The organism is Cupriavidus necator, assembly GCF_013141915.1.
In the GTDB taxonomy this organism is placed as follows: domain Bacteria; phylum Pseudomonadota; class Gammaproteobacteria; order Burkholderiales; family Burkholderiaceae; genus Cupriavidus; species Cupriavidus necator_B.
Map to the genome: position 1 here is coordinate 342167 of NZ_SROX01000005.1, position 13217 is coordinate 355383.

A 13217-nucleotide genomic window follows, 5' to 3' on the forward strand; every position below is an offset into this window, starting at 1 on the left:
TGTGCTTCGCACGCACCAGACTTAGCGGGCGGGTGAGCGAATGAGCCAGCGAGTGGCCTTGAACTGCGGTACCGGTCTTGCGCAACGCGTCGCACCGGTTGTTTTCCGAGGAGCCGGAAATGAAGCGTGGTCCGCGAAAGGTTTCAGTGGCGTGCCTGTGCGCACTAGGCCTGCTCGCAGGCCAGGCACTTGCGGAAGACGACATCAGCGTGAACGCGCGGTTGCTGGCTTCGGCGCGCGCCGGGGACGAGGCCGGCGTGCGCGGTGCGCTGGAACAGGGCGCTGCGGTGAACTCGCGCAACCGTATCGGCGACACGCCGCTGCTGACTGCCGCCAAGCGCGGCCTGACCGGCATGGCGCGCGCGCTGGTCGAACACGGAGCCAATGTCAGCCAGGCGAACGTGCAAGGCGTGACGCCGCTGATGGCGGCTGCGTTTGGTGGCTACCAGGAGATCACCGCGCTGCTGCTGGCGCGTCATGCCGAGCTCAACGCCACCGACCGCGTCAGCAAGACCGCCATGATCTACGCAGCGGGGGAGGGACACACGGTGGTGGTGAAGCAGTTGCTCGATGCCGGCGTCGATATCAACGCGCGCTATGCACATGGCCTGACCGCGCTGATGTGGGCGGCCGGCTACGATCGGAACGAGGTCGTGCAACTGCTGCTCTCGCGTGGCGCGGATGCCGCGTTGCGAGATGATCGCGGGCTGACTGCGCGCGAGATTGCCGAGCAGGCCGGCGCGAAGCACGCATTGACCAACCTGCCGGGTAGCCAGACCGCGGCGGGGCCGGCGAGGTAGTGCCGCTGCGGTCAAGGCGAATCGATCGAACCCACGCTCCTCGGATAGGTCACGATGCCCCAGCTTAGCGGCAGCCCGTCGAACTGCCGCACTGGCTGGTAGGTGCGCGCGTCGAAGACATAGACCGCATTGGAGCGCCCGCAGGCCACCAGCAGTCGCGCATCGTCCGGCGTGAAGCTGAAATGCCAGCAGCGCTTGCCTACCGCGATCTCGGCCAGCGAGGCGAAGGTCTGCGCATCGAATACCTGCAGTGTATCGGCGCGCGATGCGGCGACGAACAGCCGCGCGCCGGCGCGATCGAACGCCACCCCGTAGGGACCGGTACGCGTCGGCACGGTGCGCTGCACGCGGAAGTCCGCGGCGTCTAGCACGACGAAGGCATTGGCCGATTCCAGCGTCACCACATAACGCCTGCCGTCCGGACTTGCCTTGATCCCGCGCGGGCGCGAGCCAGCCGGCATCGGCAGCAGCTTCACTTGCCTGCCGCTGGCTTTCTCATAGACCGTGACGGTGTCGTCACCTTCGTTGGTGACCAGCATCAGCTTGCCATCGCGCGAGAACTCGATGCCTTCGGTTTCCAGCCCGCTGCGGATGGTCCGGCTCACGCGCCAGTCCTTCAGGTCGATCACGGCAACTTCCGCCGGCAGGGGCTTGTGATCATTGCCATTGCCCTTGGCGGAGGGTGGCGGCGCGGCGCCGGGCGGGCCGGAGCGTTCGCCCGGTTCGTAAGTGACGAAGGCCTGGCCCCCCGCCACGCGTATGAATTCCGGGTTCTGTCCGATCGGCACGCGCCGGACCAGCTGGCCCGTGGCAATGTCGATCACCGCCAGGTCGCCCGTGTCCTTGTTGGCCGTCAGCAGGTATTTGCCATCGGCGGTCACGCTCAGTCCGCGCGGACCCTTGCCCCCGGTCGGGAGGCTGGCCACGGCTTCGAGCCGGTCCAGGTCGATGACGGCAATGCCACCGCCTTCGGTCGACACGTAGGCCTGCGCCGCGTTGGCCGCAGCGGGACCGGCCAGCGCGAGTACGGCAGAGGCGAGCAGGTGCCAGGTACGGCACGGATGTGAAGGCATGGTGTCTCCTCGTTGTCAGGCAGGATATTGTTGCCCGCTCAGCGCCCGTCCCATTCATAGCGCACGCCGACCAGGAACAGCCGGGCCGCGCCCGGGGCCACGAAACGCCCGACGGGTACGGCCGCGCCCGGCAGCAGCAGCGTGCCGCCCGGGAACAGGTTGTAGCCCGCCTGTCCGTAGGTCTGGTAGCGCCGGTCGAACAGGTTGTCGATGCGCCCATAGACTTGCCAGCGCGGCGAGAACTGCCAGCTGGCGCGCAGGTTCAGCAGCAGGAAGCCAGCGGTGCGGGCGAGGCCCGGGTCTTGCGCGCTGAGCGCGCCATCCTCGTTGCCCGCGACCGGACGCGAGGACGACACGATCGCGTCGCCGCCCACGCTGACGGAAGTGGTCGCGCGCCAGTCTGCCCCGAGCCTGAAACTGTGCAGCGGGATCCCTGCCATGCGTGTGCCCGGATGCACCATCACCGGCGCGGCCAAGGGGGTCTGCAACTGGCCGTCCGCCCGGTAGGTCGCTTGCGTATAGCTATAGCCGGCGCGCAGCGTGAGCCGGCCCAGGAGCTGGCGCAAGCCGAGCTCGAAGCCCTGGTTGCGTGTCTTCGGGAAGTTCGAGAAATACCCCAGCGGACTGAATGGCGAGCGCTGGAAGATGATGTCGTCGGTATTGTGGCTGCGGTATAGCGCCAGCGTCATTTCAGTGGTGTCAGCCGGCTGCCAGCGTCCGCCCAGCTCGACGGTGCGCGTGACCACCTGGCGCAAGAAGGGGTCGGCCTGCAGGCCGGTTGGCAGCTGGCAGGCGTTGGCCGGGTCCGCGCAGCCCAGCTCGATCGCCGTGGGCATGCGTGTGCCCTGCGAGGCGGAGCCGAAGACCGTCACGCTGTCGGACAGCAGGTGCGATACCCCCACCGAGGGATTGAGGCGCGCGAAGGTGAAGCGCTCGTCCGACGGCGTGGGCGCGCCCAGCACTGTATGCCGGCGGCCGTCGTTCCAGCGAGCGGCCAGCGTCAGGAAGCTGTGCGGCAGCAGGCGGATGGTGTCGGTGGCGTACAGCCCCACAGTGCTGTCGTGGCCGTCCAGCAAGGCATTGGTGGCCACCGGCGCATTGGGATCACCCTGCGCCGTGCGCGCAGCGTCGAAGCTGGCCAGCTGCGTGGCCTGCGTGTAGCGCGACCGGTTCAGGTCCAGCGCGGCACCCAGTGCGAAGCGGTGGGTCTCGCCATCGTGCGACCACTGCGCCGACAGCCCGTAGCTGGTCTCGCTTACCGTGGAAGTATTGAGTATGGCACTGGGGGGCACTTCATCCCCCTGGCAGCCATCGGCACCCTGGCAGCCGAGCAGGGTGTCGAGGTAGTCATCGTTGATATCGCCGCTGTTGGCGTGCAAGCGCGTGCGGCGCACGTAGGCGGTGAGCTGCAGCTGGTCCTGCGCATTGAACTGATGCGCACCGTTGAGCGTCAGCTGCAGCGATTTCACGCGCGTGGCATCGGGCGCGGTGTAAATCGCGCGCCGGTCTTGGCCGTAGAGGCTGTCTGGCGTCAGGCCGTTGCCTGACAGCCGGCTGTTGCTGCCCAGCAGGCTCATGCTCCATTGGGTGGCGCTGGTCGAGCGGCCCAGCTTGAAGAACAGGTTGCCGAGATCGCTGCCGGAGCGGTCGCGCCAGCCGTCCTCGCGCCAGCCGGTGCCGGCAAAGTAGGCGTGCCAGCCGTCGCCGAGCGACTTGCCCGCGCTGATATCAAGCCGCGCGCGGCCGTAGCTGCCGATGCTGAGGTCGGCCTCCACGCCCGGATGCGTTTCGCCGGACTTGGTGACCAGCGCTAGTGCGCCGCCCAGCGTGTTGAGCCCGTAGAGCGGGTTGCTGCCGGGCACCAGCGTCAGCGTGCTGAGGGCGGCCTCAGGAATGCCGGGCCAGTTGATGACATCGCCCAGCGCCGCGTTCTGGCGCACGCCGTCAAGGTACAGCGACAGCCCCTGTGTGGAACCGAGCGTGGGTGAGAGCCGGTAGCCGCGGTAAAGGATGTCCTGCGCGAACGGATTGCCCTGCGCGTCATTGACCACGATCCCGTTCATGTGCTCCGCCAGGAAGGACGGGAGGCTGGTGGATTTCGCCCGTTCCAGGTCGCCATCGGTGGCAGTCTGGACATTGGCGGGAAAAGCCTGGCGCTCGATGGTGAAGCCGGGCAAGGGTGTCGGGGCCACGACGGTGACCTCTTGGAGGTTGTGGACCTGGTCGGCCTGGCTGCCCGGATCCGGGCTCGCCTGCTGCGCTGCGACAGGCGTGGCCGCCGCCAGCGCAACGGCGACCATGCCCGGCGCAGGCAAGGACGGGCAGGTGCGGCGTCGGGCATCGGCCATGGCTTTCCCTCTGGCGCCGCCTCGCACAGGGCGGCTGTGATGGAGACTTCCTGGAGTGGCGCCAATGCTACCTAATCTAATCCAGCGCGCAGGCAGTGCCAAGCGCCATTGCCCGGCAAGCCATTTTTTCGCCTAGAGTTTCTTGGCGGCCAGTGTGCAGCAGGCGTCCTTGCGCACCGGCCCCGGGGTCAAGCAGTCTTCCTGGGAGCGCGCGATGCAAAAGCCGGCAGTTGTCATGGATCCCGAACGCCGCCGCATGCTGCGGGCAGGGGCCCTGGCCATCCTGACGCTGAACCTTCCGCCGTTGACCGCCTGCGCTCAGCGAACGGCTGCTGGCGGGAACGCGGGCCCGGCGCGCATTGGCGTGATCGGCTCCGGACGCATTGGCGGGACCGTCGGCGGACTGTGGGTCAAGGCCGGGCACCCGGTCCTGTTCTCGTCGCGGCATCCTGAAGCGCTCAAGCCGCTGGTCGACGGCCTCGGCCCGCTGGCGCAGGCTGGCACCGTCGCGCAGGCAATCGCCTTTGCCGATGTGCTGTTCCTCGCCACCCCTTATGGCGCATTGCCGCAACTCGGCCAGGAGCATGCCGGAGCGTGGTCAGGCAAGATCGTGCTGGATGCCACCAATGCCATTGCCCAGCGCGACGGCGCGATTGCCGATGAAGCCCAGCGCAACGGCATTGGCATCACCACGGCGAAATACCTGCCCGGCGCGCGCGTGGTGCGGGCGTTCAACTTCATGGGGGCGACCAACTTCGCTAGTCAGCATCACCGGCCGGGCGGCCTGATTGCCGTGCCGATTGCCGGCGACGACCAGGCGGCGCTGCAGGTGGCGGCGCAACTGGTGCGCGATGCGGGGTTTGAGCCGGTGGTGGTGGGGCCGCTGGCCAGCGCGGACAAGTTCGCGCCGGGCGGGCCGCTGTTCCGGCAGATTGGCACTGCGGAGGAATTCCGCAGCAAGATGAATGGGCAATAGCGCGGCAAAACGATAAGAGACCATACCTCGCTTGGAAGGCCAGTGCCGTTTGGACCACGCCAGCAAAGCCGAAAGTTATATCGTATAATCTCGATATTAAATTTGTAAGGGAATGATCTATGTTTCGCAGATTGGCGAAACAGCGTTCCTTCACCCAAGGCGAACCCCTCCATGGACATCGATGCCATCCACAAGGCGCTGGCCAATCCGGTCCGGCGCAATATCCTGGCCTGGCTCAAGACGCCGCAGCAGTGTTTCGGCGAGCAGGAATATCCGCTCGACCTCGGCGTATGCGCGGGCCTGATCGACGCGCGCACCGGGCTGTCGCAATCCACCGTCTCGGCCCACCTTGCGACCTTGCAGCGAGCCGGGCTGGTGACGTCGAAGCGGGTCGGCCAATGGGTTTTTTTCAAGCGCGATGAAGAGACCATCCGCGCCTTCCTCGATCACATGCATAGCGATCTTTGAAGACCTGCACTGCGCATAGTCAGCGGCGCGCAAGCGCCAAATTCCGCACCGATGGTGCATTCACCCTCCTCGATACCGAAAACCATGCCCACACTCTTTGACCCGATCCGTATCGGCGACCTCGACCTTCCCAACCGCGTCATCATGGCGCCTCTGACGCGTTCGCGCGCAGTGGGCGGCGGCCGCGTGCCCAACGCGTTGATGGCCGAATACTATGTACAGCGCGCTTCAGCGGGCCTGATCCTGAGCGAAGCCACGGCCGTGACTCCGCAAGGCGTGGGTTATGCCGACACCCCGGGCATCTGGTCGGAAGAACAAGTGGCTGGCTGGAAGCACGTTACCGACGCCGTGCACGCCGCCGGCGGCCGCATCTTCCTGCAACTGTGGCACGTGGGCCGCATCTCCGACCCGGTCTTCCTCGACGGCGAACTGCCGGTGGCACCCAGCGCGATCGCGGCCGGCGGCCATGTCAGCCTGGTGCGCCCCAAGCGCGCCTTTGTCACCCCGCGCGCGCTTGAAACCGAGGAAATCCCGGGCATTGTCGCCGCCTACCGGCACGGCGCGGAGAACGCCAAGGCCGCCGGCTTCGACGGCGTTGAAGTGCACGGCGCCAATGGCTACCTGCTCGATCAATTCCTGCAAGACAGCACCAACCAGCGCAACGATGCCTACGGCGGCTCGATCGAAAATCGCGCCCGGCTGCTGCTGGAAGTCACGGATGCCTGCATCGCGGTTTGGGGTCCGGCGCGCGTGGGCGTGCACCTGGCCCCGCGCGGCGATGCCCACAGCATGGGCGACTCCGACCCCGCCGCCACCTTCGGCTATGTGGCACGCGAACTGGGCAAGCGCGGCATTGCCTTCATCTGCTCGCGCGAAGCGCTCGGCGATAACCGCCTGGGGCCGGAACTGAAGCGGGCCTTCGGCGGCACCTATATCGCCAACGAAAAAATGACCAAGGCCACCGCCGAGCACGTCTTGCAGGCCGGCGAAGCCGACGCAGTGGCCTTCGGCCAGCTCTTCATCGCCAACCCGGACCTGCCGCGCCGCCTGCAACTGGATGCGCCGCTCAACGCGCCGCAGCCGGAAACCTTCTACCATCCCGGCGCCGAAGGTTATATCGATTACCCCGCGCTCGCCTGAGCAGCCGTTGTGGCCCGCGCACCAGCGTCGGCCACCATGCTTGCGCGCCGTCCTTCCGGCGCCGTCATTGCCTCTTGCGGACGACGCGCAGTAAGCTCTGCCTCCTGCGGCAGGCATAAGCCGGGCACCGTCCCCCAACAGAGGAGCCCCGGCCATGCCTTGCAGACGACAGTTCCTTGGCTATCTCCCGCTTGCGCTGACTGGCAGCATCGCTGCCGCAGCGGCCCTCGGCAGCCGGCCGGCCCGCGCCGCCGCCATGCTGGGCGAGCAGGAGCCGCAGGCGCTCAAGGTCGGCTACATGGCCCACTCGTCCAAGGTCGATCCGCGGCAATACCCGGCCCACAAGCCATCGCAGACCTGCGCCAACTGCCAGCTTTACCAGGGTGACGAGGGCAGCGCCGCCGGCGGTTGCGCACTGTTCGGCGGCAAGGATGTCGCGGCGAAGGGGTGATGCAGCGCCTGGGAGCAGGGCTGACATCGCGCGCTGCATACCTTGGCAAGGCGGGTGGCTGGCAGCGGGCGGCCGGAAGCCCTAGCTCGCAGTTGGGGGGACCATTCTCAGCGAGGAACGGACATCCATATTTGTGACCGACGGAAAGAGCGAATGTCGCGTCATGGCCGAAGGCGGGCGATCGTCGGTCGCCAGGGCGCCAGCGACCATGGATTTCCGCTCGCGACCCATATCGGTCTATCGACTCGCTATTGTCTCTGACCGAACATGAATGATCTTGAGACGCTCGCCTCCGTTACCCCATCGATTCGATACCACGGGCGCCCTTAAGCCGTTTGAGAAACCAGCGACCGGCGGGTCCCGGCGGCGTGTCCTTTCGATAGACCGCGAACATGGCGATTGGAGGCGTGTACGGCTGGAAGGCTTCAAGCCGCAAGGGCACCAGCTTCCCGGCATCCAGGTCATCCTGCACCATCGCTACCGGCATATGGCCCCATCCGAATCCGGCGCGTAGGAATGCATGTTTGGCGCCGAGATCGGCAAGCCGCCATATCTGTGGGGAGAAGACGCCGAAAGTCTTGCCCTCCGTGAGGGTTGTGCGATCGGTGAGCACCAATTGCACATGCGCCTTGAGCTCGGCCGGCCGGATGATCCCCTTCTTTGATGCCAGCGGGTGTGACGGCGCGGTGACCGTGATCATGGAAACATCCCGGAGCTTCTCGGCATCGAGAAGCTCCGGGACCGATGGCATCGAACCGCTGATGCCGATCCGGCATGCCTGCGCGAGTACAGGCTGCATGACGGCGCCCAGCGCCTCGACGTAAAGCCTCAATGGTGTGTGCGGAAACGCTTCCCGGAACGCGCCCACGGCGTCAGTCAATGACGCCATTGGATACATCACGTCCACCACGACGGACAGCTCGGGTTCAAGTCCGTCGGATATGGCGCGGGCCTTTGCCTTGAAGCCGTCCATGCCGCTTACCACGAGGCGCGCCTGCGCAAGCAAGGCCGTCCCTTCATCCGTCAGTCGCGGATAACGTCCGACGCGATCAAAGAGCTGTACGCCAATCTGCCCCTCCAGATTGGCCAGCGTATGGCTGATCACGGACTGCGCGCGGCGCAGCTTACGGCCTGCTGCGGAGAAACTGCCCTCATCGGCAGCGGCGATGAAGGTGCGAAGCTGATCCAGCGAGACGGCGTCGAGCATGTATCTATGGTTTAGATGGATTACATCTAGAAATATAGGCTTCCTGGATACATGTCAAGTCTTTACTCTTCGGTCTACCCACTCTCACTTGAAAGGATGATCACCATGAACTCGAACCTCAATGTCTCGCTCGCCGCAAACCCGGTAGTTTCCGCCGCTGGCCGCACGCTCATTGCAGCCATCTTCTTTATCAGCGGCATTGGCAAGCTTCTGGCCCCCGGCGCAACAATGTCCTATATCGCATCGCTCGGTCTACCGGCGCCTGCGCTCGGAATAACTGGCGCATTGGTCCTGGAACTGGCGGGCGCCACGCTCCTGGTCGTTGGCTACAAGACGCGTCTGACAGCGCTACTGCTTGCTGCCTACGCTGTCGTGACCGCACTGATCTTCCATCACGCACTCGCTGACCAGAACCAGATGTTCCATTTCCTTAAGAACCTGGCAATGGCCGGTGGCCTCTTGCAGGTAGTGGCTTTTGGACCGGGCGCCTTCAGCATTGACAACCGTCGCGCAGCAGCCGCCCGCGTCGTCGCCTGATGATTGGATGACTGGAGACCACATCATGACCATCGCAACAACGCTCATGCAGCAACACCTCCAATGGCTGGTGGACGAGCCACAGCAATGGCAGGGACTGATTGCCGAGAACATCGTTTGGGATTTGCCCTACGCCCCCAGTCTGGGCCATCCGCTGAAACTCGAAGGTCGCGAATCCGTGCTGCGGCACGCGAGCTGGTTCGCGGCAGCCGTGAAGAACTTCCGCTTTTTCGATGCCGTCGTGACAGCGACGGATGACCCCCGGCATGCGATCGCACGGGTACACGCCGAGGGCCTCATTGCTGCGACCGGCCGTATCTATCGCCAGGAGTACGTCGTGTTCCTGACCGCCCATGACGACCGCATCGTGCATCTGCGGGAGTATTTTGATCCGGTCCAGGCCGCCCTCGCCCTCGATGCCCCCGTGGTGGGCGTCTCTTCCAGGAGCATCTAATGAAAGCGATCCGAGTCGCTGCCTATGGCAGCCCTGACCGTCTGACTGTCGCCGAGGTGGACGATCCCGTGCCTGGCGACAACGAAGTACTGATCGATGTTGCCGCGGCGTCAGTGAATCCCATCGACTGGAAAATTGTCAGTGGCGCCATGCAGGCGTTCATTCCACTGCCGCTGCCATTTACGCCGGGCGTGGATGCTGCTGGCACCGTCATCGCCGTAGGACGCCATGTCACTACGCTTGAGCCGGGGGACAAAGTGATGGGCTTCATTGGCATCGTCGGGGCCTTTGCCACGCGCGCTGTGGTGGAAGCGTCCCGGCTGGCACGCAAGCCAGAGTCAGTGAGTTTTGCCGAGGCCGCCGCGCTTCCTGCGGCGTCGCTGACGGCCTGGCAGGCGTTACAGGAACATGGGGCATTGCGAGCCGGCCAAGCCGTCCTGATTCACGGTGCGGCAGGCGGTGTAGGCAGTGCGGCCGTGCAGCTCGCCAAGCTGGCCGGTGCGCGCGTGATCGGCACCGGCTCGGCGAGAAATCGGGACTATGTCCAGAGCCTTGGCGCCGACGCCTTCATTGACTACCGTGCCGAGGATTTCTCCAAGCGTGTTTCACGTGTCGACCTGGTTTTGGACCTGATCGGCGGAGAAACCCAGGACCGGTCATGGTCTGTGCTCAAATCCGGTGGCACGCTGGTCTCGACCGTTGCCAGACCTGATTCCGCACGCGCCCAAGGCGCGCAGGCCAATGGCAGACATTTTGCGACCCGTAGCGATGGCCCGCTGCTTGAGAAATTGGCAGCGCTCCATGCAGCGGGCGATCTGCGCACCCACATCGATTCGGTCTTTCCTCTGTCATACGCGGGCCATGCCCTTGGCCACAGCATGAGCGGCCACGTGAGAGGCAAGGTTGTTCTAGACGTGATCAAGTAGACCTTGCCCTAGGCACCAAAGCGGACCGCCGGCGAAAGGGTGAAAGACTCGCGCATGTCGCGTGCCTCCTCAACCGGCGTTCTTCCAAAAAGTCGCTTGAACTCCCGGCTGAACTGTGAGGCGCTTTCGTAGCCGACGCGTCCTGCTGCCGCCGCGGCAGTGACGCCGTCGCGGATCATCATCAGGCGCGCCTGGTGGAGACGGGTCGATTTGATGTACTGGATCGGCGAAGTCTGCGTCACCGTGCGGAAGTTCGCGTGAAATGCCGGCACGCTCATGCCCGCTTCCTCGGCAAGACGTGTCACATTGAGCGGCGCAGCATAGTCGGCGTGGATGCGCTTCAGCGCTTTCGCGACGCGGCCAAACCGTCCGTGGTGGACAAGTGCGGCACGCATCGCGCCGCCCTGCGCGCCCGTCAGTACCCGATAGCAGATCTCCCGCACAAGGCTCGGTCCCAGGATTTGCGCATCCATTGGCACCGTCAATGCCTCCAGCAGCCGGACTGTTGCGCCGGCCAGAGTCTCGTCAAGCCGTGTAGACACCATGCCATTCGGCGGCTCGTCGGGAAGATGTCCCGCCGCACCGATCTGCGTGATCAGGTCGCTGAGTTCGAGGAGGTCCAGGCGGATGGAAACCGCAAGCATCGGCTCCTCCGGCGACGCCTGGGTTTCCGTCGAAAACGGCAGCGGCACAGACAGCACCAGATAGTGCTGCGCGTCGTAGACATAGACCTCATTACCCAGAAAGCCCAGCTTGCAGCCCTGGCAGACGATCACGATGCTCGGCTCGTACAGCACTGGCGTGCGCCCAAGGGGACGATCTGAACGCATCAGCCGAACGCTATCGAGCGTCGACTGCGTGTAGCCCTCGTTAGGCGCCAGTTTCTCGATGAGGCTGACCATCTTGACGGAAGCGGGGGAGCGGACCTTCGACATCACGTTCTCCTGTGTGTTCGCTATAGGCGCCATTCTAGTCTTCCCTCGCGCCCGGCTCTAGCGTACGTGATAGGAATAGGCAATGACGGCATCGGTCCGTGTATTCGCCGGAAGGCCGGCCATCCCTAACATTCACTCACCGGCTGGCGAACCATATCGCTTCATTGATGGCAGACAACCTGCCGAAAACGTACCACGTCAAGCGCGGAGTTTACCGGCCAGACCCGAACCAACGATAGGAGTATGCAATATGGCAAACACAACCGAACAGTCGAAAGTCATTCTGATCACCGGCGCCAGCAGCGGCATCGGCGAGGGTGCGGCCCGTTTGCTCGCCGCGCAAGGCCACCGGCTTGTGATTGGCGCGCGCCGTACCGACCGGCTCGCGGAACTGACGCAATCGATCGAAGCGTACGGCGGCATCGTTCGTTATCGCGAACTCGACGTGACCTCCGCAGACGACGTCACGGCGTTTGCCCGCTTCGCGCTCGACGCCTTCGGCCGCATCGACGTGCTGATCAACAACGCAGGCGTGATGCCACTTTCGCCGCTCAATGCCCTGAAGGTAGGCGAGTGGAACCGGATGATCGACGTGAATATCCGTGGCGTACTGCACGGCATTGCCGCGGTGTTGCCAACAATGGAAGCGCAGGGACACGGTCAGGTCATCAATATTTCCTCGATCGGCGGACTATCCGTGTCGCCGACTGCCGCCGTCTACTGCGCCACCAAGTTCGCCGTGCGCGCGATTTCGGACGGACTGCGTCAGGAAACCGACAACGTCCGCGTGACGGTGATCTGCCCCGGCGTCGTGGAATCCGAGCTCGCCGACTCGATCTCTGACGACACCGCGCGGACGGCCATGAAGGAATTCCGCCGCATCGCCATCACGCCCGACGCCATCGCGCGTGCCATTGCCTACGCAGTGGAGCAGCCTGCCGACGTCGACGTGAGCGAGATCGTCGTGCGCCCCACCGCCAGCCCGTTCTGACGAGCCGGTACGCACTAAGCACGACGCATTACCCAAGCGAATCAAGGAGAACACCATGACATCCACTCACACAGCAGGCGGCGCCTTTGCAGGCAAGGTCGCCATCGTTACCGGTGCAGCCAGTGGCATCGGCCTGGCCACGACGGAACTGCTCCATGCTCAAGGCGCGAGCGTCATTGCCGTCGGGCGCAGCAGCAACGTGGAAGCCCTTGCGCGTCCCGGCATCGTTCCCATCGTCGCCGATGTGGCGCGCGAGGAAAGCGCGGTGCAGGCGGTGGCCACCGCGATTGACCGGTTCGGCAAGCTCGACATCCTGGTCAACAACGCAGCGATCATCATCAATAAGCCCCTGGTGGACATGTCGCTCGATGACTGGAACGGCATCCAGGCCGTCAATGCCACGGGCGCGTTTCTGTTCTCCCGGGAAGCCATGCGCGCGATGGTGCCGGCAAAGACCGGCGCCATCGTCAACGTGGGCTCCTACGCCTGCTATCAGGCATTTCCGCTGATCGCGGCCTATGCGGCGTCGAAGGGTGCGCTTGCGCAGTTGACTCGCGCGCTGTCGCTGGAAGCCATCGAACATGGCATTCGCGTCAATGCGGTGGGCTCTGGCGATGTCATTACCAACATCACCAATCACATCCATGCCGATGGCCAGGCATTTCTTGCCGAGCATGGCAAGAAGGCACCCATTCGCCGCGCAGCCCAGCCGAAGGAAATTGCCGAGGTGATCGCCTTCCTCGCATCGGAGAAGGCCAGCTTCATCGTCGGAGCCGTGGTCATGGCCGACGGGGGCATGAGCGTCGCCTTGCCCTGAAGAAACATCCTGTCCGCAGCCAAACGTTTCATCACTCAAGGAGTTCTTACCGTGAAGCAAGCATCCCGTACCTGGTTCATCACCGGCGCATCGA

At 64.8% G+C, this 13217-nt stretch carries 14 protein-coding genes; 10 read left to right on the forward strand and 4 right to left on the reverse strand.

The features are described 5' to 3' along the window. The first annotated feature begins 119 nt into the window (after nucleotides 1-119). Nucleotides 120-800, forward strand: coding sequence for an ankyrin repeat domain-containing protein (locus E5S69_RS13160; RefSeq protein ID WP_171515073.1), 681 nt, complete (start codon nucleotides 120-122; stop codon nucleotides 798-800). Nucleotides 801-811: 11 nt separating this feature from the next. Here E5S69_RS13160 and E5S69_RS13165 read toward each other — a convergent pair whose 3' ends face one another. Together E5S69_RS13165 and E5S69_RS13170 are read right to left on the reverse strand one after the other, a co-directional pair. Continuing rightward, nucleotides 812-1873, reverse strand: coding sequence for a beta-propeller fold lactonase family protein (locus tag E5S69_RS13165; protein WP_171515074.1), 1062 nt, complete (start codon nucleotides 1871-1873; stop codon nucleotides 812-814). Between the two features lie 38 nt (nucleotides 1874-1911). Then, complete coding sequence (locus tag E5S69_RS13170; protein ID WP_171515075.1) at nucleotides 1912-4221, reverse strand: TonB-dependent receptor; 2310 nt, start codon at nucleotides 4219-4221, stop codon at nucleotides 1912-1914. A gap of 214 nt (nucleotides 4222-4435) precedes the next feature. Here E5S69_RS13170 and E5S69_RS13175 point away from each other — a divergent pair, with 214 nt between their 5' ends. The 4 genes from E5S69_RS13175 (at nucleotide 4436) to E5S69_RS13190 (ending at nucleotide 7256) form a co-directional block, all read left to right on the forward strand. After that, nucleotides 4436-5197, forward strand: coding sequence for an NADPH-dependent F420 reductase (locus tag E5S69_RS13175; RefSeq protein WP_171515076.1), 762 nt, complete (start codon nucleotides 4436-4438; stop codon nucleotides 5195-5197). Nucleotides 5198-5368: 171 nt separating this feature from the next. Then, on the forward strand, nucleotides 5369-5665 hold the full coding sequence (locus tag E5S69_RS13180; RefSeq protein WP_018314104.1) for an ArsR/SmtB family transcription factor: 297 nt from the start codon (nucleotides 5369-5371) through the stop codon (nucleotides 5663-5665). An 84-nt stretch (nucleotides 5666-5749) separates the two neighbouring features. After that, the gene (locus tag E5S69_RS13185; protein ID WP_171515077.1) at nucleotides 5750-6805 is read left to right on the forward strand and encodes an alkene reductase; all 1056 of its coding nucleotides are present in this window, start codon (nucleotides 5750-5752) and stop codon (nucleotides 6803-6805) included. Nucleotides 6806-6959: 154 nt separating this feature from the next. After that, entirely contained in the window at nucleotides 6960-7256 is a 297-nt protein-coding gene (locus E5S69_RS13190; protein ID WP_171515078.1) for a high-potential iron-sulfur protein, read from the forward strand. Nucleotides 7257-7551: 295 nt separating this feature from the next. On the opposite strand, the gene E5S69_RS13195 is transcribed toward E5S69_RS13190, so the two are convergent. Further along, the gene (locus tag E5S69_RS13195; protein ID WP_171515079.1) at nucleotides 7552-8463 is read right to left on the reverse strand and encodes a LysR family transcriptional regulator; all 912 of its coding nucleotides are present in this window, start codon (nucleotides 8461-8463) and stop codon (nucleotides 7552-7554) included. A 96-nt stretch (nucleotides 8464-8559) separates the two neighbouring features. Here E5S69_RS13195 and E5S69_RS13200 point away from each other — a divergent pair, with 96 nt between their 5' ends. The 3 genes from E5S69_RS13200 to E5S69_RS13210 are packed head-to-tail and all read left to right on the forward strand — an operon-like array spanning nucleotide 8560 to nucleotide 10380. Further along, nucleotides 8560-9000, forward strand: a complete 441-nt coding sequence (locus E5S69_RS13200; protein ID WP_171515080.1) for a DoxX family protein — start codon at nucleotides 8560-8562, stop codon at nucleotides 8998-9000. Nucleotides 9001-9025: 25 nt separating this feature from the next. After that, the gene (locus E5S69_RS13205; protein ID WP_171515081.1) at nucleotides 9026-9454 is read left to right on the forward strand and encodes a nuclear transport factor 2 family protein; all 429 of its coding nucleotides are present in this window, start codon (nucleotides 9026-9028) and stop codon (nucleotides 9452-9454) included. Beyond that, a complete protein-coding gene (locus E5S69_RS13210; RefSeq protein ID WP_171515082.1) occupies nucleotides 9454-10380 on the forward strand; it encodes an NADP-dependent oxidoreductase in 927 nt (308 codons plus the stop codon). The genes E5S69_RS13205 and E5S69_RS13210 overlap by 1 nt, the downstream gene beginning before the upstream one ends. 8 nt (nucleotides 10381-10388) lie before the next feature. On the opposite strand, the gene E5S69_RS13215 is transcribed toward E5S69_RS13210, so the two are convergent. Further along, on the reverse strand, nucleotides 10389-11315 hold the full coding sequence (locus E5S69_RS13215; protein WP_171515083.1) for an AraC family transcriptional regulator: 927 nt from the start codon (nucleotides 11313-11315) through the stop codon (nucleotides 10389-10391). Between the two features lie 250 nt (nucleotides 11316-11565). Here E5S69_RS13215 and E5S69_RS13220 point away from each other — a divergent pair, with 250 nt between their 5' ends. After that, complete coding sequence (locus E5S69_RS13220; RefSeq protein ID WP_171515084.1) at nucleotides 11566-12306, forward strand: SDR family oxidoreductase; 741 nt, start codon at nucleotides 11566-11568, stop codon at nucleotides 12304-12306. A gap of 55 nt (nucleotides 12307-12361) precedes the next feature. Then, complete coding sequence (locus E5S69_RS13225; protein WP_171515085.1) at nucleotides 12362-13123, forward strand: SDR family NAD(P)-dependent oxidoreductase; 762 nt, start codon at nucleotides 12362-12364, stop codon at nucleotides 13121-13123. The last annotated feature ends 94 nt before the right edge of the window (nucleotides 13124-13217 follow it).

Coding starts and splice junctions, on each gene's coding strand:
- E5S69_RS13185 (WP_171515077.1), top strand. CDS start 5,750: ATGCCCACACTCTTTGACCCGATCCGTATCGGCGACCTCGACCTTCCC.
- E5S69_RS13160 (WP_171515073.1), top strand. CDS start 120: ATGAAGCGTGGTCCGCGAAAGGTTTCAGTGGCGTGCCTGTGCGCACTA.
- E5S69_RS13165 (WP_171515074.1), bottom strand. CDS start 1,873: ATGCCTTCACATCCGTGCCGTACCTGGCACCTGCTCGCCTCTGCCGTA.
- E5S69_RS13210 (WP_171515082.1), top strand. CDS start 9,454: ATGAAAGCGATCCGAGTCGCTGCCTATGGCAGCCCTGACCGTCTGACT.
- E5S69_RS13180 (WP_018314104.1), top strand. CDS start 5,369: ATGGACATCGATGCCATCCACAAGGCGCTGGCCAATCCGGTCCGGCGC.
- E5S69_RS13175 (WP_171515076.1), top strand. CDS start 4,436: ATGCAAAAGCCGGCAGTTGTCATGGATCCCGAACGCCGCCGCATGCTG.
- E5S69_RS13215 (WP_171515083.1), bottom strand. CDS start 11,315: ATGTCGAAGGTCCGCTCCCCCGCTTCCGTCAAGATGGTCAGCCTCATC.
- E5S69_RS13200 (WP_171515080.1), top strand. CDS start 8,560: ATGATCACCATGAACTCGAACCTCAATGTCTCGCTCGCCGCAAACCCG.
- E5S69_RS13225 (WP_171515085.1), top strand. CDS start 12,362: ATGACATCCACTCACACAGCAGGCGGCGCCTTTGCAGGCAAGGTCGCC.
- E5S69_RS13190 (WP_171515078.1), top strand. CDS start 6,960: ATGCCTTGCAGACGACAGTTCCTTGGCTATCTCCCGCTTGCGCTGACT.
- E5S69_RS13205 (WP_171515081.1), top strand. CDS start 9,026: ATGACCATCGCAACAACGCTCATGCAGCAACACCTCCAATGGCTGGTG.
- E5S69_RS13220 (WP_171515084.1), top strand. CDS start 11,566: ATGGCAAACACAACCGAACAGTCGAAAGTCATTCTGATCACCGGCGCC.
- E5S69_RS13195 (WP_171515079.1), bottom strand. CDS start 8,463: ATGCTCGACGCCGTCTCGCTGGATCAGCTTCGCACCTTCATCGCCGCT.
- E5S69_RS13170 (WP_171515075.1), bottom strand. CDS start 4,221: ATGGCCGATGCCCGACGCCGCACCTGCCCGTCCTTGCCTGCGCCGGGC.